Raw genomic sequence first — 25,044 nt, forward strand, 5'->3', positions numbered from 1 at the left:
CTACGCTCACCTCCATCCGAATCAGGCTGATCGACGATTTATGACCGCTCTTGCTTACCGAAGGGACATTGATGGCTTGCGCGCCATCGCTGTCCTGGCTGTTGTGCTGTTCCATTTTGGAGTACCTGGCGTTACTGGCGGTTTTGTCGGCGTTGACGTGTTCTTCGTGATTTCAGGGTTCCTGATCACCTCGATCATCTGGCGCGAGCGTCAGGCCGGGCATTTCAGTTTTGTGGATTTTTGGGCCAGGCGGGCCAGGCGTATCCTGCCGGCGTTGATTGTGATGATGTCCGCATCATTGGCCGTCGGCTGGTTTTTGATGGCGCCCAAAGACTATTCAGAGCTGGGGCGGTCGATACACAACCAGGTGATATTCATCTCCAATCTGTTCTTCATGCGTCAGGACGGTTACTTCGACACGGCCTCCGACATGAAGCCCATGTTGCACACCTGGTCGCTATCGGTTGAAGAGCAGTTCTACATCGCCTTTCCACTCTTGCTGGCGTTGCTGTCGAGCCGGCTGAAGCAATGGCGCGGCGCCTTGTTTGTGTTGCTGCTGGTGTCATTTGCAGCGAGCGTATGGGCCGTGTCTCGGGAACCGGACAAGGCTTTCTTCCTGCTACCGATGCGAGCCTGGGAATTGTTGGCGGGTTCGATGCTGGCCGTCATGCCGGTGCGGGCTCGGCGGGCAAGCCCGATGCTGGCGCAAGCCGTCAGCGTGCTCAGCCTCGGCCTGATTATGGCAGCGGTATTTGGTTACGACGACAGCACCGCCTTCCCAGGGGCTGCCGCTTTGTTGCCGGTATTGGGTGTGGTGGGGCTGATTTGGGCCAACGGCCAGCAACCGACGTGGGTAGGGCGGCTGCTGGGCAGTCGTGTGTTGGTGGGCATTGGGCTGATTTCCTATTCCTGGTACCTGTGGCACTGGCCGGTGCTGGTGTTTGGCAAGTACGCCAGTATCTTTGGCCTGTCGCCGTGGGAGCTTGTGGCTCTGTTCGTCGTGAGCCTGGTGCTGGGTTATGCATCCTGGCGGTTTGTCGAAGGGCCGTTCCGTGAGCGGCGCTTGCTGGCAGGTCGCAGGTCGATTCTGGTAGCGGGTTTCCTTGGGCTTGCCAGCCTGGGCCTGGTCGGCAAAAGCCTGGCTGGTCCCATGGCTTGCCTTCGCGCCTGTCCGATCAAGCGTTGCAGTACGCCAAGGCGAAGGAATGGCGACCGGAACTGATGCGCTGCCTGGCCGACGACAAAACCCCTGACGACAAGCTCTTCTGTCACTACGGGGCGCCGGCGTTGTCGTCACGGCTGCTGGTCTGGGGCGACAGTCACGCCACCGCGCTGATTCCGGTATTCGATGAGGGGGCGCAGAAGCATGGCGTCAGCGTGATTCTCGCCAGTTCAACGGGCTGCCTCCCGGTGGAAGGGCTTGAGCACGATCAACGGTGCGCCCGTTTCAATCGCCGGGTCGAGCAGGAGTTGAAGCCGCAGTCGGTGGGCGATGTGGTGCTTGTCGCGCGCTGGAGCCTGTATCTCTATGGTGATGCGAAAGGCGATCTCGGGCATGCACTGAAAGATGCCCATGGTCGTTACGAAAGGGCCAATGCCGAGCAGCAACTGGCGGAAGGGTTGCAGGCGACCATCCGGCAATTGCGCAATGGCGGGCTTCGCGTCTGGCTGATCAAGGAAGCGCCGTTGCAACCCTTCAGCCCGCCTTACCGCCTCAGCCGCCTGGCCATGCTGCATCGTCCGACCGATGACGTCGGTTTAGCAGTGGCTGAGCACTTCAAGCGCCAGGCGTTCATCAGCCAACTGTTCGCGCAGATAGCGGCGGCGAACCCCGGCGTGACCGTGGTTGATCCGGCGCCATTGCTGTGCGCTGCAAACGGTTGGTGTCGGGTCGAACTGGGTGGCCAGTCGCTGTATACCGATGACAACCACCTTTCAAGCGTGGGCACGCGGTATGTAGAAGGGTTCCTTGAGCCCTTCTTCCGCAGCTTGCGCAATGCATCCGTTGAGTCGGATGTGAGTCGCAATGACGTGCAATAAGCTGCCAGCGCTCGTAAGAGCAGGTAGGATGTACGCCTATTTTACGGGTGGCATGGTTAATGAAATTCAAGGATCTTCGGGATTTCGTGCAGCAACTTGAGCAGCGCGGAGAGTTGAAACGTATCCAGGTGCCGATTTCCCCGGTGCTGGAAATGACTGAGATTTGCGACCGTACCTTGCGTAACAAGGGCCCGGCGCTGCTTTTCGAAAACCCGACCGGCTTTGATATCCCGGTGCTCGGCAACCTGTTCGGCACCCCCGACCGCGTGGCCTTTGGCATGGGGGCCGAGTCTGTCAGCGAACTGCGCGAGATCGGTAAGCTGCTGGCCTTCCTCAAGGAACCCGAGCCACCCAAGGGCTTGAAGGATGCCTGGTCGAAGCTGCCGATCTTCCGCAAGATCATTGCCATGGCACCCAAAGTCGTCAAGGACGCGGTGTGCCAGGAAGTGGTCATCGAGGGGGATGATGTCGACCTCGCCATGCTGCCGGTGCAGACCTGTTGGCCCGGCGATGTCGGCCCGCTGATTACCTGGGGCCTGACTGTCACCAAAGGCCCGAATAAAGATCGTCAGAACCTGGGCATCTACCGTCAGCAAGTGATCGGCCGCAACAAAGTGATCATGCGTTGGCTAAGCCACCGTGGCGGCGCCCTGGACTTCCGTGAGTGGTGCGAAAAACATCCCGGCAAGCCGTTCCCGGTCTCCGTGGCCCTGGGCGCCGACCCGGCGACCATCCTCGGCGCAGTGACCCCGGTGCCCGATAGCCTGTCCGAATACGCCTTTGCCGGCCTGCTGCGTGGCAATCGCACTGAGCTGGTGAAGTGCCGTGGGAATGATCTGCAAGTGCCGGCCACCGCTGAAATCATCCTGGAAGGGGTGATTCATCCGGGCGAAATGGCCGATGAAGGCCCTTATGGCGACCACACCGGCTATTACAACGAAGTCGACAGCTTCCCGGTGTTCACCGTCGAGCGCATCACCCACCGGATCAAGCCGATCTACCACAGCACCTACACCGGCCGGCCGCCGGATGAGCCGGCTATTCTCGGTGTGGCGCTGAACGAAGTGTTCGTACCGATCCTGCAAAAGCAGTTTCCTGAGATCACCGACTTCTACCTGCCGCCCGAAGGCTGCTCGTACCGCATGGCCATCGTCACCATGAAGAAGTCGTACCCAGGCCATGCCAAGCGGGTAATGCTCGGTGTGTGGTCGTTTTTACGACAGTTCATGTACACCAAGTTCGTTATTGTCACCGACGACGACATCAATGCCCGGGACTGGAACGACGTGATCTGGGCCATTACCACGCGCATGGACCCCAAGCGCGACACGGTAATGATCGATAACACGCCGATCGACTACCTGGACTTTGCTTCGCCGGTATCGGGCCTGGGCTCGAAGATGGGCCTGGATGCCACGCACAAATGGCCGGGTGAAACCACCCGCGAGTGGGGCCGGGTGATCGTCAAGGACGACGCCGTGACCCAACGGATCGATGCCATCTGGAATCAGTTAGGAATAGATTGATGCGTGTAACCTTGCAGCCCTCCGGAGCAGTGCTAGAGATTCTGCCCGGCGAGCGGATTCTCGATGGCGCGCGGCGTCTGGGCTATGAATGCCCGCAAAGCTGCCGCAACGGCAATTGCCACGTGTGCGCGGCGTTGCTGGTGGAAGGCCGGGTCGAACAGGACGGCGGTGTGCGTGACCATGGCGAGTTCTACACTTGCATAGCAGAGCCGCTGGAAGACTGCATCGTGCTGTGGGATGGCGTGCTCGCGCTGGGAGAATTGCCGGTGCGCAGCTTGTCGTGTCAGGTCATTGAATGCAGGGACGTCGGCGGAGATACCTTTCGCGTGCATCTGCGGGCGCCAGCCGGCAAGCCGCCGCGTTATCACGCGGGTCAGTATTTGATGATCGAGCGCGAGAACGGCGAGAAGTCCGCCTTCTCCCTGGCCTCGGCACCCCATGCCGGGCGCGACCTGGAAATCCATGTGCTGGCGCGCGAAAGCAGTGCGCTGAACCTGATCGAACAATTGCAACGCAATCCGATGGTGCGCATTGAACTGCCGTTTGGCGATACCCATCTGGCCGAATTGCCGGACGGTCCGCTGGTGCTGATCGCTGCGGGTACGGGCATGGCGCAGATGCACAGCCTGATCGAACATTGCCGGGCCGCGGGTTTTAAACATCCGGTGCATCTGTATTGGGGTGTGCGTCGGCCGGAAGACTTTTATGAAATCGAGCATTGGGATGAGTGGCTGAAGCTGCCCAATCTGTTCCTGCATAAAGTCGTCAGCGATCAATGCGGCTGGCAGGGGCGTTGCGGCATGTTGCATGAGGCAGTGTGTGAGGACTTCTCTGATCTGAAAGCGCTGCACGTGTATGCCAGCGGCTCACCGGCCATGGTCTACGGCACGCTGGATGCTTTGGTCGACGCGGGGATGGATGCGCATCAGATGCGCGCCGACGTCTTTGCCTACGCGCCACGATCTTGATCCGNGATTTTGATCCGCGATTTTGATCGTTATAACTCCCCATATAGCCGATCGGTATTTATACATTTATATAAATGCCGGTAGGTTATATCCAGCAAGGTCATTATTTAAGAACTGTGCCATGGCACTTAAATTGCCTTAAAACATATGTGCCTTATTGTTACAGCGGTGCGTTCTATTAAGTAATTCTTTATCCGCGGGGAGCTGAACGCTATTCGCCATGAGTGCCATTGAATCTGCATTTTTGAATCTGGCTTACCCTCCGCGGCTCGATCTGGGGCCGCAACTTACTCACGAGCAATTGATGAGCTCAATGCAGGCCACGATGGCCAAGCATAAGGGTGGGCCAGTCTGGTTGTTCGCTTATGGTTCGCTGATCTGGCGCCCTGAATGTGCGGCGGTGGAACGCGTTCGCGGCCGAGTGCACGGCTACCATCGCGGCTTGTACCTGTGGTCCCACGAACATCGCGGCACGCCGGAAGTCCCTGGCTTGGTCTTTGGCCTGGATCGCGGCGGGTCTTGCAGCGGCTTCGCCTATCGTTTGCCTGAAGAACAACTTGAAGCCTCGCTTTACGCACTTTGGCAGCGCGAAATGCCCTTTCCTTCCTATCGCCCACATTGGCTCAACTGCCGTCTCGAAGACGGAAGCCAGGTTCAGGCATTGGGGTTTGTCTTGGAGCGGCACCTGCCCAGCTATGCCGGCAACTTGCCNGATATCGTGCTCAACCACGTGTTGGAAAGTGCTTGCGGGCGTTACGGCACGACGCGCGATTACGTCGAGCAGACCGTTAACGCCCTGCGTAGCCACGCCATGCCAGATAAGAATCTGGAGGCGCGGCTCAAGCGCTGCAAATCAAAGGCTGATCAGGCGATCGCTTCTTCGCGGGTCTGACTGGCGATTTGCTTGTGCCCCAGCGTGGGGGCCAGGAATGCCATTGCCAGCAAACAGGCGGCTACCAACAGGATGAAGCCGCCATCCCAACCGAAATAGTCCACGGTGTAGCCCATCAGCGCACTTGCCGCGACTGACCCGCCCAAGTAACCGAACAGACCGGTAAAGCCCGCGGCGGTACCGGCGGCCTTCTTCGGTGCCAGCTCCAGCGCCTGCAGACCGATCAGCATCACCGGGCCGTAGATCAGGAAGCCGATAGAGAACAGCGCAATCATGTCGACCATTGGGTTGCCCGGCGGGTTCAGCCAGTANACGAGCGTCGCAACGGTCACCAATGCCATGAACACCATGCCGGTCAGGCCTCGGTTGCCACGGAAGATCTTGTCCGACATCCAGCCGCACAGCAGCGTGCCGGGAATGCCTGCCCACTCATAGAGGAAATACGCCCACGAACTCTTGTCGAAGTCGAAGTGCTTGACCTCTTTAAGGTAAGTCGGTGCCCAGTCCAATACGCCGTAGCGCAGCAGGTAGACGAAGACGTTGGCGAAGGCGATGTACCACAGCATTTTGTTGCGCAGCACGTACTTGACGAAGATTTCCTTGGCGCTGAATTCGTCTTCGTGGCTGGCGTCGTAGCCTTCCGGGTAATCGTTCTTGTATTGCTCGATAGGCGGCAGGCCGACCGATTGCGGCGTGTCGCGCATCACAATGAACGCAAAGACCGCGACCAGCAGCGCTACGGCGGCCGGGACGTAGAACTTGCTGTGCCAGTCGTTGAACCAGCCCATGCCGAGAATCGCCAACGGGCCGATCAAGCCACCGCCGACGTTATGCGCGGTGTTCCATACCGAAACCACACCACCGCGTTCTTTCTGCGACCACCAGTGCACCATGGTCCGTCCACTTGGCGGCCAGCCCATGCCCTGGGCCCAGCCGTTGATGAACAGCAAAATGAACATCATGGTCACGCTGGACGTTGCCCAAGGTGCGAAACCGAAAATGAACATCACGCCCGCCGATATCAGCAGGCCGAAGGGCAGGAAATAGCGCGGGTTAGAGCGGTCGGACACGATGCCCATCAGAAACTTGGACAGACCGTAGGCGATGGCAATCGCCGACATGGCCACACCCAGTTGACCCTTCGTATAGCCTTGGGCGATCAGATCGGGGAACGCCAGGGTGAAGTTCTTGCGCAGCAGGTAGTAACCCGCATACCCGATGAAAATCCCGGCGAAGATCTGCCAGCGCAGTCGTCGGTAGGTACTGTCTATTTTTTCTTCAGGCAGGGGCGCCTGGTGTGCGGCAGGACGGAAGAAAGCAAACATTCAAGAGCTCCAAATTTCTTGTTTTGACTGCGGATGCGAATGTTACAGTTTCGTTACCGAAAATAGCATCGCCTCTTATCTGCAAACACAGGAAATCCGGCAGATCGCGTGTTCCTTTATGAACATGTCGCACAGGTATAAGTGAAGGGCGTTGTGGGAATCGTCTCTAGTGGTCGGAAACTGTTTTAGCCCAAGGTAATAAAAAAGCGGCCCGGACAATCCGGACCGCTTCTTCAGGCTCAGCGAACCTGAACCACAACCTTCCCGACCGCCTTGCGCTGGCCAAGATCATTGATCGCGTGGGCAGCCTGTTCCAGCGGATACACCTGCGACACCAACGGCTTCAACTTGCCCTCGGCGTACCAGGTGAACAACTGCTGGAAGTTCGCCGCATTGTCCTGCGGCTGGCGCTGGGCGAACGAGCCCCAGAACACCCCCACCACGGACGCACCCTTGAGCAGCGCCAGGTTCACCGGCAGCTCGGGAATGCGCCCGCTGGCAAAGCCCACCACCAACAAACGGCCGTTCCAGGCGATACCACGAACAGCTTGGTCAAACAGATCGCCGCCTACCGGGTCGTAGATCACATCGACACCGTTGCCGTCGGTCAGGCGNTTGATTTCGTCCTTGAGGCTGGTTTCGCTGTAGTTAATCAGTTCATCGGCGCCGGCCGCTTTGGCCACGGCCAGTTTTTCGGCGCTGCTGGCGGCAGCGATCACGCGGGCGCCCATGGCTTTGCCGATTTCCACGGCGGCCAGGCCAACACCGCCGGAAGCACCAAGCACCAGCAGGGTTTCACCNGGTTGCAGGTTGGCCCTTTGTTTCAAGGCGTGCATCGAAGTGCCGTAGGTCATGCTGAAGGCCGCGGCGGTGTTGAAATCCATGCTCGGCGGGATCGGCAGCACGTTGTAGCCCGGCACGGCGACCTGCTCGGCAAAGCTGCCCCAGCCGGTCAGGGCCATGACCCGGTCGCCGACTTTCAAGTGGCTGAGTTTTTCACCGACTTCACTGACCACGCCGGCCGCTTCGCCACCCGGCGAGAATGGGAAAGGCGGCTTGAACTGGTATTTGCCCTCGATGATCAGGGTGTCCGGGAAATTGACCCCGGCCGCGTGCACGTCCAACAGGATTTCGTTCTTCTTGATCGCCGGGCTGGCGATCTCTTCCAGCACCAGGGTTTCGGCGGGGCCGAAGGCTTTGCACAGCACAGCTTTCATCGGACTATTCCTTTTGGCGTCGTGGCCGATAAGTGTAGGTGTGTGAGTCGATGGGTCAACGAGCATGCCCGACCCTGATAGCCAGCCATAAGCTTGTGCTTGAGCGGCGGGTCGTTATGCTAGGCCGCAAACCGGATAAGGAGCGAATTGTGAAAGCGTGGATCATGTTGTTGCTGGCCCTCTCTCTGCCCGTGGCAGCGATGGCCGAAGAAGCCAAAGAAGGTGAAGCTCCGAAGGTCAATTACATCACCCTGAGCCCGCCATTCGTGGGCAACTACGGGCTGGACGGCACGCCGAAGCTCAAGGTCTACAAGGCCGATGTGGCATTGCGCGTGACCGGTGACGAGGCGACCAAGGCGGTGAAGGCCAATGAGCCGTTGATCCGCAATCAGTTGGTTGCATTGTTTGCCCAGCAGACGACCGAAGCGATGAGCAACGTTGAAGCCAAGGAAAAGCTGCGTCAGGAAGCCCTGAAACAAACCCAGCAAGTGATGAGCGATGAAACCGGCAAGCCGGTGGTTGAGGATTTGTTGTTCAACAACCTGATCATCCAGTAAGTCTCTCGCTGCCCGGGCCGGCTTCTTCGCGAGCAAGCCCGCTCCCACAGGACCTGCACAGAACCCTGTGGGCACCGGCTTGCCCGCGATTCAAGACGCCAGGCTTTTGCGAAACCGCATCAGCGCAACGCTAAAAAACAGCAGGCCAATGGCGCTCAATGCCAGCAAGTCCGGCCACACCACATTGATACCCGCGTCGCGAAACAGGATCGCGGCACTCAGGCTGACGAAGTGCGTCGATGGCGAGCCCTGCATAACCCATTGCAGCCATTGCGGCATGCTGTCGAGCGGCGTACTGCCGCCGGAGAGCAGCAACATCGGGATGATCACCGGAATTGCCAGCAGGCCGAATTGCGGTGTCGAGCGGGCGAGGGTTGCGAGGAATATTCCCAGCGCTGTGCTGGCGAACAGATAAACGGCTGTCACCAGCAAGAACAGGCTCATGGACCCGGCCAGCGGCACGCCGAGCAAGCCTTTGACCACCAGCTCCAGGGACAGCCAGGTGCACAGCACCACCACCAGCATGTTGCTCCAGATTTTCGCCAGCATGATTTCCAGTGCGGTCAGCGGCAGTACCAATAAATGATCAAGCGTGCCGTGCTCGCGCTCGCGCAGCAGCGCGGTGCCGGTCAGCACGATGGCCAGGATGGTGATGTTGTTGACGATCTGGATCACCGCCAGGAACCAGCCGCCCTCCAGGTTGGTATTGAACAGCGCTCTCGTGGTCAACAGCACGGGAGCTTTGCTCGCCGCATCGTCCTGGTCACTGTAGGTCAGCAATTCGCGCTGGAAAATTCGTCCGATGTAGCCCGCCCCCATAAACGCCTGGCTCATGGCGGTGGCGTCGACGTTGACCTGCACCGCTGGCTGGCGGCCAGCCAACAGATCTGCCTGGAAATTTGCCGGGACATTGATGACGAAGGTATATCGCCCGCTGTCCAGCACGTCGTCCAGTTGTTCATACGGCAACGACACCGGCGCCTGGAATTCCGGTGGCTGCAGGGCTTGCGCCAATTGTCGTGACAGGTCGCTGTGGTCTTCATCGACAAAGGCCACGCTGGCGTTGTGCACGCCAATTACCGAGCCGGCGGCGGGCATGTAGATCGCAACAGTAAAGGCGTAGGCCAGAAACAGCAGCAACACGCTGTCGTGGCGCAGGCTGGTGAGTTCCTTGATACCCAGGCGCAGGATGTGAGCGAGCTTGTGCATCAGGCCTCCTGCTTCTTGAGCATGATCAAACTAAGGCCGGTAAACCCCAGGAAGAACCCGAACAGTGCCAGGCATTGCGGCCACAACTGTCGGATGTCCAGGGCCTTGGTAAACGTGCCAACTGCTATATCGAGGAAGTAACCCGCCGGAAACAGCATCCCCATGACTGCGGCCGCGCCTTCCAGGGACGAGCGCGGCACGATCAGCCCGGAGAACTGGATGGTCGGCAGGCTGGTAATGATCATGGTGCCGAGAATGGCGGCAATCTGGGTTCGGGTGAACGCCGAAATCAACAGGCCCATGCTGGTGGTCGCCAGCACGTAGAGCAGTCCGCCGAAGGCCAGGGTCAGGGCGCTGCCCTTGAAAGGCACGCCGAACAGCCAGCGATTCATGGCTGTCAGGACGGCGAGGTTGATCAGACTGATGGCCAGATACGGCGCTTGCTTACCTAACAGGAATTCCAGGCGGGTCAGGGGCGTGGCATAGAAGTTGGTGATCGAGCCCAGCTCTTTCTCGCGCACGATGCCCAGCGCGGTGAGCATCGCAGGGATAAACGCCAGGATCAGCGCCATCACGCCGGGNCCGATGGCATTCACGCTGACCACATCCTGGTTGTAGCGGAAGCGGGTTTCCAGTTTGGCGACCGCTTGTCGGTTCAGTGCGGGGCTGGACTGCTCGGCCAATTGCACCAGGTTGGCCTGGTGTACCGCTTCCACATAGTTGCGGCTGGTCTCCGCGCGAAACGGCATGCCGCCGTCGAGCCACGCGGCTACCGTGGGTTGGCGACCGGCGTAGAGGTCGCGGCCAAAGCCGGGCGGGATTTCCAGCGCCAGTTTGATTTCCGAGCGCTGTAATCGTCGATGCAATTGCGCTGTATCGCGGATGGGCGGTTGTTCATCGAAGTAACGGGAGCTGCGGAAAGCCTCCAGATACGCCCGGCTTTGTGGCGTCTGGTCCTGGTCGTAAACCGCGAAGGCGAGTTTTTCCACATCCAGGGAAATCCCGTAGCCGAAGATCACCATCATGAACATCGCCCCCAGCAGGGCGAAGGCCATGCGCACTTTATCGCGCAGCAGCTCCTTGCCTTCACGACTCGCCAGCGCCCGCAACCGTCCAAAACTGAAGCGGCTATCTTGCATCGGGGCGGCCGGTGCGAGCGTCGTGTCGATGGGCGCTGGCGGTGCTGCCGCCGCGATCGGGCCTTGGGCCTGCTCGAGGCAGGTGACGAACGCCGCCTCCAGTGTCTGGCCCTTGAACTGCAGTTGCAGGGCTGCCGGGGTGTCGCAGGCGAGGACCTTGCCGGCGTGCATCAGGGAGATGCGGTCGCAGCGTTGGGCCTCGTTCATAAAGTGGGTGGACAGGAANATCGTCACGCCCTGTTCGCGGGACAATTCGATCAGCAGCCGCCAGAAATCATCCCGTGCGGCCGGGTCGACGCCGGAGGTCGGTTCGTCGAGGATTAGCACTTCCGGGCGATGCAGCACCGCCACCGCCAGGGATAGCCGTTGGCGCAGGCCCAGGGGCAGTGCTCCGGATGGCTGATGAGCGACGCTGCCCAGGTTGAAGCGCTGGATCAACTCGTCGATGCGTTGCGCGCTCTCGGCCTTGGGCAAATCGAACAACCGGGCGTGCAAATCCAGATTCTGCCGCACGCTGAGCTCGCCATAGAGCGAGAAGCTCTGGGACATGAACCCGACGCGCTTGCGGGTGGCCAGATCCTTGGCGTTCACTGGGTTGCCGAGCAGCGTGGCGCTGCCTTCGGTGGCCGGCATCAGCCCGGTGAGGACTTTCATGGTGGTGGTCTTGCCGCAACCNTTNGAGCCCAGGAACCCGAAGATCTCGCCGCGGCCGATGGCGAAGCTAACCTTGTCCACCGCCGTGAAATCGCCGAAGCGCAGGGTCAGGTCATGGGCTTCGATGGCAATGTCGGCCGTGGCGTTGGTCCGGGCAGGGATCACCAGCGGCTGGTTGTCACGGCCGGTGTCGCCCTGAAAGTGGGTAAAGGCTTCATCGAGCTTGCCGCTGGGGGTCGCGGCCGCCAATTCGCTGCTGAGGCCGTCGGCGATCAGTTTGCCGCGATCCAGCATCAGGCAGTGTTCGAACTGCTCGGCTTCTTCCATGTAGGCNGTGGCAACCAGCAGCGTCAATTGCGGGCGTTGACGGCGGACGTCATCAATCAACTCCCAGAAGCGCCGCCGGGACAACGGATCGACACCGGTGGTCGGTTCATCGAGGATCAGCAGGTCGGGTTCATGAATCAGCGCACAACAGAGGCCGAGCTTCTGTTTCATCCCGCCCGATAACTTGCCCGCCGGGCGCTCGGCAAATCGCAGGAGATCGGTGGCGAGCAGCAGACTTTGCATGCGCTGATCGCATTCGGCCCCGGACAGCCCGAACAAGGTGGCGAAGAAGTGGATGTTCTCGCTGATGGACAGTTCGGGGTACAGGTTGCCGCCCAGGCCTTGGGGCATGAAGGCGATGCGTGGGTACAGGCTGTTACGGTGGCGGCGGTCCTTGATCGAGCCGCCGAGCACGTCCAGTTGGCCGTCTTGCAGCGTCTTCACGCCGGCGATCAATCCCAGCAGGCTGGATTTCCCCGCGCCGTCCGGACCGATCAACCCGCACCGGGTGCCGGCAGGCAGGCTGAACGTGATGTCGGTCAGCACCTGCTGTTGGCCATAATGGTGCTGAAGGCCTTCGGCATGCAGCGCCAGGCCGGTCATTGAAGATTGGCCGGCCAGCCAATGGGCGCGGTGCGCACGTAGCCGTTACCGGGCATTCCCGGTTTGGCCTGGGGCGCGCTGCTGGGTTGGGTCAGGCGGAGCTTGACCCGAAACACCAGTTTCTGACGTTCGTCGCGGGTCTCGACTTCTTTGGGTGTGAACTGCGATTTGGCCGCCACGAAGCTGATTTTCGCCGGCAACGGCTGGCCGGGCAGGGCGTCCAGCAAGATCCGCGCTTCATCACCGACCGCCAGGCGTCCGACGACGGAGGCGGCGAGATAGAGGTTCATGTACTGATCGTTGGGATCAATCAGCAACAATACCCGCCCACCGGCACCGAGGACTTCGCCGGGTTCGGCCATGCGCAGCTGGATCACCCCGTCAATGGGCGCCCGCAGGCTGCTGTCGTCAATTTCGCTGGTCAGCTGAGCGACTTGTGCCTTTGCCGCGCCAATGGCTGCGCCGACGGCGGACACCTGCGCACGGGCGGCGGTGACGGCCGCGTTGCCGGTGTCGAAGCGCGACTGCTGTTGATCGATGATCTGGCCACTGGAGAAACCGCGCTTGAACAATTCCTGGGAGCGGTTGAGCTCTTGATGGGCAAGCCGTTGCTCGCTCTGGCGCAGTTGCACATTGGCCTGGGCGGCATTGAAGTTTTCCTTGGCGCGCAGCACTTCGGCTTCGGCCTGGGCGCGCTGGGCTTCGAGGGTGCGGGTGTCCATGCGCGCCAGCAGTTGACCCTTGGTCACCTTGTCGCCTTCATCCACCAGGACTTCGGCCAGCCGTCCGGGTGTTTTGCTGGCGATCTGCACTTCAGTGGCTTCAAGTCGACCATTACCGACATACAACCCTTCGGGCAGTCGGCTAAGGGTCGACTTCCAATAACCAAACCCCCCAGCGGCCAGGAGCAAAGCCCCCAGTAAAAAGGCGAAAAAAAGTGAAGAGCGGCTGTGAATCGACATGTCGGCATCCTGCGTCTGTAGCATCGTAGTCTGACAGGCAAGCGGCGGGCCGACTTGATATCTGTCAACTGGGTGTCACGCCTGACCGATCCAGGTCAGAGCGGCGGGCAGTGCAGCTTTTTTCAGCGCAGGCCCAGCACCGCTGCCCATTGCTCGGCGGTAACGGGCATCACCGACAGTCGCGAGCCTTTCTGCACCAGCGGCATCTCGGCCAACGCCGTCTGCTGCTTCAAGTAATCCAGCTTCAACACCTTGGCAAACGTCTCGACATGCGCAACGTCAATCGCGCTCCAGGCGTTTTTCTCTGGCGTGGCCTTTGGATCGTAGTAATGACTTTCCGGCTCCAGCGCCGTTGGGTCCGGATACGCCGCTTGAATAATCTTTCCGATCCCGGCAATCCCGGGCTCCGGGCAACTGGAGTGATAGAAGAAAAACTCGTCGCCCACTGCCATCGCCCGCAGGAAGTTGCGCGCCTGGTAGTTGCGAACCCCGTCCCAGCGGGCTTCGCCGAGCTTTTCCAGGCCGTTGATGGAAAGTTCGTCGGGCTCGGATTTCATCAGCCAATGGGCCATGGTTTTTGCTCCTTGCGAGGTGAGTGGGCAAGTTGTCGGGCAATTCCATGACAAACCGACAGTCGGTTGACGCCAGCGTTTGCGTGTCAGTTCACGTTGTCGCAAAATGCCGGCCTTCTAAGCTTGACGCTGCTGCACGGCCTACACCTATAACGGAAACCGCTGCTGTCATCGTGTTGATGTGCCTTNGGGGGGCAATCGATGCAACGTAAACCGGATTTACTATGGATTTTGGTTATTTTGTTTGGTCTGGGCGTCGTGACCACCGGGTATGCCCAAAGCCTGTGGAACAACAAGACTGACGCGCCAATCGAAATCGCACAGCAACAACAGCCGTCGGCCTTCAAGCGCTGAGCCTGTCTTTCGGACGCCGCTGACTCCAGTGGCGTCTAGCCTGCGAAATACCACGCCTTGTCTGTAACCGTTCCTTGCAACGGCACATCCCAGCTCGCCTGAGCCAAACGTTCTACTTTCTGACATTCGTGGGCCAGCCCCAGCAGCGTCGGCTTGCGCCAGCTTTGGCGCCTGGCGAGGTAGGCGAGGCTTCGATCGTAGAAACCGCCGCCCATTCCCAGGCGGCCGCCGACGTCGTCAAATCCCACCAATGGCAACAACACCAGGTCCAGCGCCCAGACTTTGCGCTGGCGGGCGAGGTTGTGCCGGGGTTCGAGAATACGAAAGCGGTTGGGTTTGAGTTTTTCACCGGGACGAATCCGCTGGAACACCATTTTGGTTCGCGGCCAGGCACTCAACACCGGTAGATACGTTGCCTTGCCTCGACGCTGAGCGGCACGCAGCAAAATACGCGGGTCGATTTCACCGTCGGTGGGCAGATAAAGAGAAATATGTTTGGCGCGGCGAAACAGCGGCTGCTGGGCTAATTGCTTGTACAGCCCGCGAGCCGCCTGGCGTTGCTGACTGGGGGTCAGTGCGCGGCGGGCCTTGCGCAGCATGCGTCGAAGTTGCGGGCGGGGCAGCAACGCAGGTTCGGTCATGGATTCAGGCTTCGGCAGGACGGATAGGTAAAGCGTACCCGTAAAAAAGCCGATGCCGGTATTTAAACCGGCATCGGACTGGAATCAGGCTCCCCGGCAGAGCCGCTGTCGACTTAGCCCTTGAACCCGAAAGTTCAAGGTGGAAGATGCAGTAGGCTTTAAGGCTTTCCGTCTAGCGGACATGCACACCAGCCCAACGTGCAACTTCCAGGGTAGTGCGAATCGGCTCAGGGACATCGTCAACTGGCAAGCACCCCAGGGAGTGTTGCGAGTATACCCCAAGCGGTTTCGTGTTTCAGCCCTTGGTGACGTCCGGATCGGTGGCGAGCACCAGATCGACGCGATCCAGCAGGTCGCGAACTCGCTCGCGAGTCGAGCCGCTGGCCTGCACATCCGGGCGTTCTTCCTTNTGCAGCAGATCGTGGGTAATGTTCAGCGCAGCCATCACGGCGATGCGGTCGGCACCGATGACTTTGCCGCTGCTGCGGATTTCACGCATTTTGCCGTCCAGGTAGCGGGCAGCACTTACCAGGTTGCTGCGTTCTTCCTGGGGGCAGATGATCGAATATTCTTTGTCGAGGATCTGCACGGTAACGCTATTGCTTGAACTCATGAGTCTTGCTCCAGGGCCTTCAGGCGCGAAATCATCGATTCGACCTTACGCCGGGCGATTTCGTTTTTTTCAATGAGGTGAGCGCGTTCCTCGCGCCAGGTCTTTTCCTGAGCTAATAGGAGTCCGTTTTGACTCTTAAGTTGCTCGACCCGATCAATTAGCAACTCGAGTCTGGCCATCAGCGCTTGCAGTTCGGTGTCTTCCATTGTGTCCACTGAATTAGGTCTGATGGATGGTAGATGGCGGACAGCCTTTAATAGTCTTGGCGAGTCTGTCGATGTAGGATACAGCGCTTCATTCTAGACATTGCGCCGTCTGGCGCCTAGCTCACCATGCCTATTCAGAACTCCCCGTACGACGCTTTTTCCAAACTGCTGACTTCCAGCGGTCATAACGTCTCGCCTGCCGAACTGCATGGCCTGCTGCTCGGCCGCAGTTGCGCCGGTGCCGGCTTCAATGCAGAAGAATGGTTGATCGATGCCGCCGAGCTGCTCGAAAACGCACCAGAGGATAATGTCCGCAACGCCTTGATCGGCTTGCAGGAGATGGTCAAGGGCGAGCTCACCGGCGACGACGTGACCGTAGTCCTGCTGNTGCCGACCGACGACGCTCCGCTGGCTGACCGTGCCGCGGCACTGGGCCAATGGTGCCAGGGCTTCCTCAGCGGTTTCGGCCTGAACTGCCGAGACAGCAGCATGCTGAGCACCGAAGCCACTGAAGTCTTGCAGGATCTGGCGGCTATTTCCCAGGTGCAAGATGCCCTGGAAGAGTCCGAAGACGGCGAAGGCGACTACATGGAAGTGATGGAATACCTGCGCGTCGCGCCGCTGCTGCTGTTCTCCGAAACCAAAAAAGCCGACGTGCCGCCAGCTGCCAAGCCGTCGCTGCATTAATCGTTTGCCAGGGAACGCCATCTGCCCATGATTCATATCCCGAAATCGGAATACAGCCGTCGCCGCAAGGCGCTCATGGCGCAGATGGAACCCAACAGCATCGCGATTCTGCCGGCCGCTGCCGTGGCCATTCGCAATCGTGATGTCGAGCACGTCTACCGCCAGGACAGCGACTTCCAGTACCTGAGCGGTTTTCCCGAACCCGAAGCGGTGATCGTGCTGATGCCCGGTCGCCAGCATGGTGAGTACGTGCTGTTCTGCCGCGAACGCAACGCCGAACGCGAATTGTGGGACGGCCTGCGCGCCGGCACCGAAGGCGCGATCCGTGACTTTGGCGCCGACGATGCATTCCCCATCACCGACATCGACGACATCCTGCCCGGCCTGATTGAAGGCCGTGACCGGGTGTACTCGGCGATGGGCAGCAACGCCGAGTTCGACCGGCATGTGATGGAGTGGATCAACGTGATCCGCTCTAAAGCGCACCTGGGCGCCCAGCCGCCGAACGAATTTGTTGCCCTGGATCATCTGCTCCACGACATGCGCCTGTATAAATCGGCGGCAGAAGTGAAAGTGATGCGCGAGGCCGCNCGGATTTCCGCTCAGGCGCATATCCGGGCGATGCAGGCCAGTCGGGCCGGGCTGCATGAGTTCAGCCTCGAAGCCGAGCTGGATTACGAATTTCGCAAGGGCGGCGCGAAAATGCCGGCCTATGGCTCCATCGTCGCCGCCGGGCGCAACAGCTGCATCCTGCATTATCAGCAGAATGACGCGGTGCTAAAGGACGGCGACCTGGTGCTGATCGATGCCGGTTGCGAGATTGACTGCTACGCCAGCGACATCACCCGTACCTGGCCGGTCAACGGCAGGTTTTCGCCCGAGCANAAAGCGATTTACGAGNTTGTGCTGGCGTCCCAGGAAGCTGCCTTTGCCGAAATTGCGCCGAACAAACACTGGAACCAGGCCCATGAAGCGACGGTAAAAGTCATTACTGCCGGGCTGGTGAAGCTGGGGCTGTTGCAGGGCGATGTCGACGAGTTGATCGCCAGCGAAGCCTACCGTGCGTTTTATATGCACCGCGCCGGCCACTGGCTGGGCATGGATGTCCACGATGTGGGCGAGTACAAGGTCGGCGGCGAATGGCGCGTGCTGGAAGTCGGCATGGCGTTGACCGTGGAACCCGGCATTTATATTTCGCCGGACAACCAGAACGTAGCAAAGAAATGGCGTGGCATTGGCGTGCGCATCGAGGACGACGTGGTGGTGACCAAANACGGTTGTGAAATCCTGACCCAAGGCGTGCCGAAAACGGTCGCCGAGATCGAGGCCTTGATGGCCGCCGCGCGGACACAAGCGGCATGAGTCGAGTCAATCTGGCCATTATCGGTGGTGGTCTGGTCGGCGCCAGCCTGGCGTTGGCGTTGCAGGCCGGGGCCAAGGCCCGTGGCTGGAAGATCGTGCTGATCGAGCCGTTTGCCCCCGGCGATACGTATCAGCCGAGCTATGACGCTCGTTCTTCGGCGCTGTCCTACGGGGCCAAACAGATTTATCAACGGTTGGGCGTGTGGCAGGAAATCTCCCGCCGCGCCGAGCCGATCAAGCAGATTCATGTGTCGGACCGTGGGCGCTTCTCCACTGCGCGGTTATCCGCGATGGAGGAAGGCGTGCCTGCCCTCGGTTACGTGGTGGAAAACGCCTGGCTCGGCCAATGCCTGTGGCAAGGTTTGGACAAAGAAGTGGTGAGCTGGCGTTGCCCGGCGGAAGTCACGCGCATGGAGCCGCTGCCTGACGGCTATCGCCTGACCCTCAATGATGAAACCACCCTGGAATGCGACCTCGCCGTGCTCGCTGATGGCGGCCGATCCGGTNTGCGCGAGCAATTGGGCATCGGCATCAAAAAGCGTCCGTACAACCAGAGTGCGCTGATCGCCAACATCACCCCAAGCGAGGCACACAACGGCGAAGCCTTCGAGCGCTTCACCGATGAAGGCCCGATGGCCTTGCTGCCGCTGCCGGACAATCGTTGCGCGCTGGTCTGGACGCGCATCGGCATGGACGCGCAACGCTTGGCGGCGCTGGATGAGCGTAGCTTCCTTAGTGAGTTGCAGGGCGTGTTCGGTTATCGCCTCGGCACCCTGAAGCAGGTGGGCGCGCGGCATCTCTACCCGTTGACACTGATCGAAGCCGAAGAGCAAGTACGCTCCCACCTGGCAGTCCTCGGCAATGCNGCCCACAGCCTGCACCCGATTGCCGGCCAGGGTTTCAACCTGTCGCTGCGTGATGCTCAAGCCCTGGCCGATGCGCTGCTGGCGAGCGACACATCGCCCGGTGACTTCGCGACCTTGCAGGCTTATCGCGAGCGTCAGCGCATGGATCAGAACCTGACCGTGGGGTTCTCCGATCAGGTGACCCGTTTGTTCGGCAGCACCCAGCCACTGGTTTCGCTGGGCCGTAACATTGGTCTGCTCGGTCTCGATCTGCTGCCGCCGGCCAAGCGCTGGTTCGCCCGGCAAGCCATGGGCCTGGGTACGCGTCCTGATGCTTAAGTGGCTGACTGACACATTCGGCAAAGCGCGGTTGATGCGGTGGTTCATGACCTTCTACCCGCCGTACCTCGGCGCCGGGGTGCGGGTGCAGCACATCAGCGATGACTTCCGGGACATTCAAGTGTCCATGGGCCTGAGTTGGTACAACCGTAATTACGTCGGCACGCAATTTGGCGGCAGCCTGTATTCCATGGTCGACCCGTTCTACATGTTGCTGTTGATGGAGAACCTGGGTCGCGACTACATCGTCTGGGACAAGGCCGCGAGTATCGATTTCATCTCGCCGGGCAAAGGCCCGGTGTATGCCCGCTTCAGCATCGACGAGACCTTGCTCGACGAGATCCGCCGACAGACAGCGAACGGCGAAAAATACCTGCCGCAGTTGCAGGTCGATATTCATGACGGTGCCGGCNCCNTGGTGGCGCGGGTCGACAAAACCCTTTACGTGCGGCGCAAGCCGCCAGCGAGACAGGCTTAAAGCATGGACATGCGCGCAGATGTGCTGATTGTCGGGGCCGGAATGGTCGGGAGCGCCTTGGCGCTGGCGCTGCAGGACAGCGGGCTGGAAGTTCTGCTGCTGGACGGCAGTCCGATGAGCGTCAAACCCTTCGATGTCCAGGCGCCGTTCGAACCTCGGGTGAGCGCCTTGTCGGCGGCCAGCCAGCGAATTCTCGAGCGCNTGGGCGTGTGGGACGGCATCGNCAATCGGCGCNCCAGCCCTTACACCGACATGCACGTCTGGGACGGCAGCGGCACCGGGCAGATCCGTTTCTCGGCCGCCAGTGTGCATGCCGACGTCCTGGGCCATATCGTCGAGAACCGCGTGGTTCAGGATGCCTTGCTGGATCGTCTGCACGACTGCGACCTGGGCTTGCTGGCCAATGCGCGCCTGGAGCAGATGCGTCGCTCCGGTGATGACTGGCTGCTGACGTTGGCCGATGGCCGCACCTTGCGCGCACCCCTGGTGATTGCGGCGGATGGCGCCAACTCGGCGGTGCGGCGCCTGACCGGCGTGGCGACGCGCGAGTGGGACTATCTGCACCATGCGATTGTCACCAGCGTGCGCAGCTCCAAACCTCATCAAATGACCGCGTGGCAGCGCTTCACCGACAACGGTCCATTGGCGTTTCTGCCGCTGGAGCGCGATGGTCAGCAGGATTGGTGTTCGATCGTCTGGTCGACCACACCTGCTGAATCCGAACGCCTGATGGCGCTGGATGACGACAGCTTCTGCCAAGAGCTGGAGCGGGCCTTCGAAGGCCGACTCGGCACGGTGCTCAGCGCCGACCCGCGTCTGTGCGTGCCACTGCGCCAGCGCCATGCCAAGCGTTATGTGGCTGAAGGCCTGGCGCTGATCGGCGATGCGGCGCACGNCATCCATCCGCTGGCCGGGCAGGGCGTCAACCTCGGTTTCCTCGATGCCGCCGTGCTGGCCGAAGTGCTGCTGCAAGCGGCGGAGCGTGGCGAGCGGTTGGCGGATGTGAAGGTGCTNAGCCGTTACGAGCGTCGACGCATGCCGCATAACCTGGCGTTGATGGCGGCGATGGAAGGCTTTGAGCGCTTGTTCCAGGCGGATCCGTTGCCGGTTCGCTGGTTGCGTAATGCCGGGTTGAAGATGGTCGACCAGATGCCGGAAGCCAAGGCGTTGTTCGTGCGCGAAGCGCTGGGGTTGATCGGGGATTTGCCAGCGCTCGCCAAGGCCTGAGATTTTCGCCGGGGCAGATGGCCCCTTCGCGAGCAAGCCCGCTCCCACAAGGATTCAAGTGATCTCTGTGGGAGCGGGCTTGCCCGCGAAGGGGCCGGTACATCCACCCTGTATTTCAAACCGTGCAACATCTGGTAACTCCTCCGCCAACTGATCGATTGAGATGGTAAATGTGAGTCCTTATCATTTGCCCTCACTTTTCCAATCGAGAGACCGCTCCCATGTTGGCACCGAAGCGTCTACTGACTGCACTCGCCCTGACCCTGATCGGCACCACCACTGCCCAGGCCGCTGACGAGGTGGTGGTTTACTCCTCGCGTATCGACGAGCTGATCAAGCCGGTCTTCGATGCCTACACCCAGAAAACCGGGGTGCAGGTGAAGTTCATCACCGACAAGGAAGCCCCGCTGATGCAGCGGATCAAGGCCGAAGGCGAAAACGCTACGGCTGACCTGCTGCTGACCGTCGACGCCGGCAACCTCTGGCAGGCCGAGCAGATGGGCATCCTGCAACCGTTTACCTCCAAGGTGATCGACGCCAACATCCCGCTGCAATACCGCTCCTCCGCTCACGCCTGGACTGGCCTGAGCCTGCGGGCGCGGACCATCGCCTACTCCACCGATCGGGTGAAACCGGGCGAGCTGACCACGTACGAAGGGCTGGCGGATAAAAACTGGGAAGGTCGCCTGTGCCTGCGTACCGCGAAGAAGGTCTACAACCAGTCCCTGACGGCCACCATGATCGAAGTGCACGGTGCCGACAAAACCGAGAAGATCCTCAAGGGTTGGGTGAATAACCTGTCCACCGACGTGTTCTCCGATGACATCGCAGTGCTTGAAGCCATCAACGCCGGGCAGTGCGACGTGGGTATCGTCAACACCTACTACTATGGCCGCCTGCACAAGCAGAAGCCGGACCTGGCGGTGAAGCTGTTCTGGCCGAACCAGGGCGACCGTGGCGTGCACGTCAACCTGTCGGGCATCGGCCTGACCAAGCATGCACCGCACCCGGAAGCCGCCAAAGCCCTGGTTGAGTGGATGACGACGCCTGAAGCACAGAAGATCTTCGCTGACGTGAACCAGGAATTCCCGGCCAACCCTGCGGTTCAACCGTCTGCGGAAGTGGCCAGCTGGGGCAAGTTTGTGGCGGATACGCTACCGGTGGAAATTGCCGGCAAGCGTCAGGCTGAAGCGATTCGCATGATGGATCGGGCTGGCTGGAACTGAGTCCGACGATATAATGCGCCGCTGAATGCAGTCGGCGAAATCTCTGCCGACTTGATCGTTCCCACGCTCTGCGTGGGAATGCATCCCTCGACGCTCCGCGTCGAAGCGTGACGCATGCATCCCTCGACGCTCCGCGTCGAAGCGTGACGCAGAGCGTCACCAGATGTGTGCCCACGCAGAGCGTGGGCACAATCATTTAAAACGAGAGAATCCCCTTGGCCCACCCCGCCCAACGCCGCTGGTACCTGCCGGTCTTCACCATCGCCGCGCTGGTCCTGCTGCCTCTGAGTGTCCTGTTCTTCTCCTGGCAAACCATCGATCAGCAAATCTGGTCCCACCTATGGGACACCCAGATGCCGCGCCTATTGGGCAATACACTGACGTTGGTGCTTGGCGTCGGTATCGGCGTCACGCTGCTCGGCGTGAGCCTGGCCTGGCTGACCAGCCTCTGCGAATTTCCCGGGCGGCGCTGGCTGGACTGGGCGCTGATGCTGCCATTTGCCATTCCGGCTTACGTGCTGGCCTTCGTCTTCGTCGGCTTGCTGGATTTCGCCGGCCCCGTGCAAACCCTGCTGCGGGAATGGTTCGGCACCGGTCTCAGGTTACCGAGAGTGCGCTCCACCGGTGGCGTCATCCTGGTACTGGTGCTGGTGTTCTATCCCTACGTCTACCTGCTGGCGCGCACTGCGTTCCTGGCCCAGGGCAAAGGCCTGATGGAAGCGGCGCGGGTGCTGGGTCAATCGCCGTGGCAGGCGTTCTGGCGAGTCGCCTTGCCAATGGCGCGGCCAGCGATTGGTGCTGGCGTGGCGTTGGCGTTGATGGAAACCCTGGCGGACTTCGGTGCGGTGTCGGTGTTCAACTTCGACACCTTCACCACGGCGATCTACAAAACCTGGTACGGATTTTTCAGCCTCTCCACCGCCGCGCAACTGGCCAGCCTGTTACTGCTGGTGGTGATGATCGTGTTGTACGGCGAACATCGTGCTCGCGGGGCCAACCACACGAGCAATGAGCGACCCCGGGTCCAGGCGCTGTACCACCTGCGGGGTTTCAAAGCGTTGGCGGCCATGACTTGGTGTGGCCTGGTGTTCGCCTGTGCGTTTGTCATTCCGATGCTGCAACTGGTGGTGTGGTTCTGGCAGCGTGGGCGCTTCGACCTGGATGAGCGTTACGCCGGGCTGATCGTCCACACCTTGTACCTGGGCGGCATGGCGGCGCTGATCACCGTCGGCGCTGCCTTGATACTGGCATTTGCCCGGCGACTGGCACCGACCCGGGCGATCCGCTCCGGTGTCAGCCTGGCCAATNTCGGCTATGCCTTGCCGGGCTCTGTGCTGGCGGTGTCGATCATGCTGGCGTTCAGCTACCTGGACCGTGAGTTGATCATCCCATTGTCGGGCTGGCTCGGTGGCGCGGGCAAGCCATTGCTGCTGGGCAGTCTGTCGGCGTTGTTGCTGGCCTATCTGGTGCGTTTCATTGCGGTGGCCTACGGACCGCTGGAAAGCAGCCTGGCGCGAATACGGCCATCTTTGCCCGAAGCGGCACGTAGCCTCGGCGTAAGTGGGCCACGACTGTTTTGCAAAGTGTATCTGCCGCTATTGCTGCCGGGGACATTGAGCGCGGCGCTGCTGGTGTTCGTCGATGTGCTCAAGGAAATGCCTGCGACCCTGCTGATGCGCCCGTTTGGCTGGGACACCCTGGCGGTACGGATCTTTGAAATGACCAGTGAAGGGGANTGGGCTAGGGCTTCTCTGCCGGCCCTGACCCTGGTTTTGGTCGGGCTGTTACCGGTCATCGGATTGATTCGACGTTCGGCGCATCGAAACGCCTAGGTGTCAGTCCTACACCTTGAGGCTACAATGCGCGGCATTCGGTGCGGTCCGTCCTACGGACCTGGTAGCTGAGATCGGCTGAGAGCCTTCTATTTCAAGGCTTTCACCCCGTGCAGCACCGACCCGCACCTTCGCCACGCCCGGAAGGAGAAACCCATGGGACAGCGTACGCCTCTGTATGACCTGCATCTCGCCCTCGGCGCGAAAATGGTCGATTTTGGCGGTTGGGATATGCCTCTGCATTACGGCTCGCAAGTTGAAGAGCACCATCAGGTGCGACGCGACTGCGGGGTGTTCGATGTATCTCATATGACCGTGATTGATGTCACAGGCCTTCAGGCCAAGGAATGGCTCCAGCACCTGCTGGCCAATGATGTCGATCGTTTGCATAGCCCTGGCCGTGCTTTGTACAGCACGATGCTCAACGAGCGCGGCGGCATCGTCGACGACATGATCGTCTACCGCCTCGAGGACGGTTATCGGCTGGTGGTCAACGCCTCCACCCGCAATCAGGACCTCGCCTGGATGCAGGCCCATCTCGACGGTTTCGATGTGCAGCTCAGCGAGCGCTCCGAACTGGCGATGCTGGCCATTCAAGGGCCTCAGGCCCGGCACAAGATTTCCGAACTGGTGACCCAGTCCCGCGGCAACCTGATCCAGATGCTCAAGCCTTTTGAAGGCCAGCCTGACGGCGACTGGTTCATCGCGCGTACCGGTTATACCGGCGAAGATGGCCTTGAAATCGTTCTGCCAGCCAATCAGGCCCCAGGATTTTTCAACGACCTGGTGGGTGCGGGCATTTCCCCTATCGGTCTGGGTGCCCGGGATACCTTGCGTGTCGAAGCCGGCATGAACCTGTACGGCCAGGACATTCATCAAGACGTTTCACCGCTGGCCTCGAACATGGCCTGGAGCATTGCCTGGGAACCGGCCACTCGCCAGTTCATCGGTCGCAGTGCCCTGGAAGCCGAGCGGGCGGGTGGTGTGCAGCACAAACTGGTCGGTCTGGTCCTTGAGGAGCGTGGGGTTTTGCGCGCTCACCAAGTGGTTCGTATCGCCAATGTTGGCGAAGGAGAGATCACCAGTGGTAGTTTCTCTCCTACGCTTAGCAAGTCGATAGCACTGGCGCGTGTGCCGACGGCCACTGCCGATCGGGCCGAAGTGGAAATCCGCGGTAAGTGGTACCCGGTTCGAGTGGTCAAACCGACCTTCGTGCGCCATGGCAAAACCTTGATCTAACTTT

The 25,044-nt window shown here is 60.5% G+C and carries 22 protein-coding genes, 1 other RNA gene and 1 pseudogene; 14 read left to right on the top strand and 10 right to left on the bottom strand.

Annotated features, from left to right (window positions below; genetic code table 11):
• Positions 1-40 precede the first annotated feature (40 nt).
• From B7L09_RS18530 to B7L09_RS18545, 4 genes and pseudogenes are all read left to right on the top strand, one after another.
• Positions 41-2,040: pseudogene (locus tag B7L09_RS18530) on the top strand (acyltransferase family protein).
• Between the two features lie 59 nt (positions 2,041-2,099).
• On the top strand, positions 2,100-3,566 hold the full coding sequence (gene ubiD / locus B7L09_RS18535) for a 4-hydroxy-3-polyprenylbenzoate decarboxylase (RefSeq protein WP_094470065.1): 1,467 nt from the start codon (positions 2,100-2,102) through the stop codon (positions 3,564-3,566).
• Positions 3,566-4,534, top strand: coding sequence for a CDP-6-deoxy-delta-3,4-glucoseen reductase (locus tag B7L09_RS18540; protein WP_094470066.1), 969 nt, complete (start codon positions 3,566-3,568; stop codon positions 4,532-4,534). The genes ubiD and B7L09_RS18540 overlap by 1 nt, the downstream gene beginning before the upstream one ends.
• A 220-nt stretch (positions 4,535-4,754) precedes the next feature.
• The gene (locus B7L09_RS18545; RefSeq protein ID WP_094470067.1) at positions 4,755-5,426 is read left to right on the top strand and encodes a gamma-glutamylcyclotransferase; all 672 of its coding nucleotides are present in this window, start codon (positions 4,755-4,757) and stop codon (positions 5,424-5,426) included.
• Here the strand turns inward: B7L09_RS18545 and glpT are convergent.
• Both glpT and B7L09_RS18555 read right to left on the bottom strand, forming a co-directional pair.
• Complete coding sequence (glpT, locus tag B7L09_RS18550; protein ID WP_094470068.1) at positions 5,399-6,751, bottom strand: glycerol-3-phosphate transporter; 1,353 nt, start codon at positions 6,749-6,751, stop codon at positions 5,399-5,401. The two genes, B7L09_RS18545 and glpT, sit on opposite strands and share 28 nt — an antisense overlap.
• A 239-nt stretch (positions 6,752-6,990) precedes the next feature.
• Positions 6,991-7,968 carry an NADPH:quinone oxidoreductase family protein gene (locus B7L09_RS18555; RefSeq protein WP_094470069.1) on the bottom strand — a complete coding sequence of 326 codons (978 nt, stop codon included), beginning with the start codon at positions 7,966-7,968 and terminating at the stop codon, positions 6,991-6,993.
• A 149-nt stretch (positions 7,969-8,117) separates the two neighbouring features.
• Between B7L09_RS18555 and B7L09_RS18560 the strand changes: the two genes are divergently transcribed.
• On the top strand, positions 8,118-8,525 hold the full coding sequence (locus B7L09_RS18560) for a flagellar basal body-associated protein FliL (protein ID WP_094470070.1): 408 nt from the start codon (positions 8,118-8,120) through the stop codon (positions 8,523-8,525).
• A gap of 90 nt (positions 8,526-8,615) precedes the next feature.
• Here the strand turns inward: B7L09_RS18560 and B7L09_RS18565 are convergent, their stop codons facing one another.
• From B7L09_RS18565 to B7L09_RS18580, 4 genes are all read right to left on the bottom strand, one after another.
• Entirely contained in the window at positions 8,616-9,734 is a 1,119-nt protein-coding gene (locus tag B7L09_RS18565; RefSeq protein WP_094470071.1) for an ABC transporter permease, read from the bottom strand.
• On the bottom strand, positions 9,734-12,457 hold the full coding sequence (rbbA, locus tag B7L09_RS18570) for a ribosome-associated ATPase/putative transporter RbbA (protein WP_094470072.1): 2,724 nt from the start codon (positions 12,455-12,457) through the stop codon (positions 9,734-9,736). Before rbbA ends, B7L09_RS18565 begins: the two co-directional genes overlap by 1 nt.
• Positions 12,454-13,419 carry an HlyD family secretion protein gene (locus B7L09_RS18575; RefSeq protein ID WP_094470073.1) on the bottom strand — a complete coding sequence of 322 codons (966 nt, stop codon included), beginning with the start codon at positions 13,417-13,419 and terminating at the stop codon, positions 12,454-12,456. Before B7L09_RS18575 ends, rbbA begins: the two co-directional genes overlap by 4 nt.
• Before the next feature lie 122 nt (positions 13,420-13,541).
• Positions 13,542-13,991, bottom strand: coding sequence for an EVE domain-containing protein (locus B7L09_RS18580; protein ID WP_094470074.1), 450 nt, complete (start codon positions 13,989-13,991; stop codon positions 13,542-13,544).
• A gap of 201 nt (positions 13,992-14,192) precedes the next feature.
• On the opposite strand from B7L09_RS18580, the gene B7L09_RS32010 reads away from it, so the two are divergent.
• Positions 14,193-14,345: a hypothetical protein gene (locus B7L09_RS32010; RefSeq protein WP_094470075.1), complete on the top strand. Its 153-nt coding sequence runs from the start codon at positions 14,193-14,195 to the stop codon at positions 14,343-14,345.
• A gap of 35 nt (positions 14,346-14,380) precedes the next feature.
• On the opposite strand, the gene B7L09_RS18590 is transcribed toward B7L09_RS32010, so the two are convergent.
• The 4 genes from B7L09_RS18590 to B7L09_RS18605 all read right to left on the bottom strand — a co-directional run bounded on the left by B7L09_RS18590 (position 14,381) and on the right by B7L09_RS18605 (position 15,805).
• Positions 14,381-14,986: a 5-formyltetrahydrofolate cyclo-ligase gene (locus B7L09_RS18590; protein ID WP_094470076.1), complete on the bottom strand. Its 606-nt coding sequence runs from the start codon at positions 14,984-14,986 to the stop codon at positions 14,381-14,383.
• Between the two features lie 86 nt (positions 14,987-15,072).
• A non-coding RNA gene (gene ssrS, locus B7L09_RS18595) (6S RNA) lies at positions 15,073-15,251 on the bottom strand.
• A 30-nt stretch (positions 15,252-15,281) separates the two neighbouring features.
• Positions 15,282-15,599 carry a cell division protein ZapA gene (locus tag B7L09_RS18600; protein ID WP_094470077.1) on the bottom strand — a complete coding sequence of 106 codons (318 nt, stop codon included), beginning with the start codon at positions 15,597-15,599 and terminating at the stop codon, positions 15,282-15,284.
• Entirely contained in the window at positions 15,596-15,805 is a 210-nt protein-coding gene (locus B7L09_RS18605) for a TIGR02449 family protein (protein ID WP_064454641.1), read from the bottom strand. The genes B7L09_RS18600 and B7L09_RS18605 overlap by 4 nt, the downstream gene beginning before the upstream one ends.
• A gap of 126 nt (positions 15,806-15,931) precedes the next feature.
• Here B7L09_RS18605 and B7L09_RS18610 point away from each other — a divergent pair, with 126 nt between their 5' ends.
• The 8 genes from B7L09_RS18610 (at position 15,932) to gcvT (ending at position 25,040) form a co-directional block, all read left to right on the top strand.
• Entirely contained in the window at positions 15,932-16,492 is a 561-nt protein-coding gene (locus tag B7L09_RS18610; protein ID WP_094470078.1) for a YecA/YgfB family protein, read from the top strand.
• A 27-nt stretch (positions 16,493-16,519) separates the two neighbouring features.
• A complete protein-coding gene (pepP, locus tag B7L09_RS18615; RefSeq protein WP_094470079.1) occupies positions 16,520-17,854 on the top strand; it encodes a Xaa-Pro aminopeptidase in 1,335 nt (444 codons plus the stop codon).
• Positions 17,851-19,038, top strand: coding sequence for a 2-octaprenyl-6-methoxyphenyl hydroxylase (gene ubiH / locus B7L09_RS18620; protein WP_094470080.1), 1,188 nt, complete (start codon positions 17,851-17,853; stop codon positions 19,036-19,038). Before pepP ends, ubiH begins: the two co-directional genes overlap by 4 nt.
• On the top strand, positions 19,031-19,516 hold the full coding sequence (locus tag B7L09_RS18625; RefSeq protein WP_094470081.1) for a DUF4442 domain-containing protein: 486 nt from the start codon (positions 19,031-19,033) through the stop codon (positions 19,514-19,516). Before ubiH ends, B7L09_RS18625 begins: the two co-directional genes overlap by 8 nt.
• Before the next feature lie 9 nt (positions 19,517-19,525).
• On the top strand, positions 19,526-20,743 hold the full coding sequence (locus tag B7L09_RS18630) for a 2-octaprenyl-3-methyl-6-methoxy-1,4-benzoquinol hydroxylase (protein WP_176457730.1): 1,218 nt from the start codon (positions 19,526-19,528) through the stop codon (positions 20,741-20,743).
• Positions 20,744-20,964: 221 nt separating this feature from the next.
• Positions 20,965-21,969, top strand: a complete 1,005-nt coding sequence (locus B7L09_RS18635; protein ID WP_094470083.1) for an extracellular solute-binding protein — start codon at positions 20,965-20,967, stop codon at positions 21,967-21,969.
• A gap of 215 nt (positions 21,970-22,184) precedes the next feature.
• Positions 22,185-23,801 carry an ABC transporter permease gene (locus B7L09_RS18640; protein WP_094470084.1) on the top strand — a complete coding sequence of 539 codons (1,617 nt, stop codon included), beginning with the start codon at positions 22,185-22,187 and terminating at the stop codon, positions 23,799-23,801.
• A gap of 156 nt (positions 23,802-23,957) precedes the next feature.
• Positions 23,958-25,040, top strand: a complete 1,083-nt coding sequence (gene gcvT / locus B7L09_RS18645; protein ID WP_094470085.1) for a glycine cleavage system aminomethyltransferase GcvT — start codon at positions 23,958-23,960, stop codon at positions 25,038-25,040.
• The last annotated feature ends 4 nt before the right edge of the window (positions 25,041-25,044 follow it).

The sequence above is a fragment of the Pseudomonas mandelii genome (assembly GCF_002251635.1).
GTDB lineage: Bacteria > Pseudomonadota > Gammaproteobacteria > Pseudomonadales > Pseudomonadaceae > Aquipseudomonas > Aquipseudomonas mandelii_B.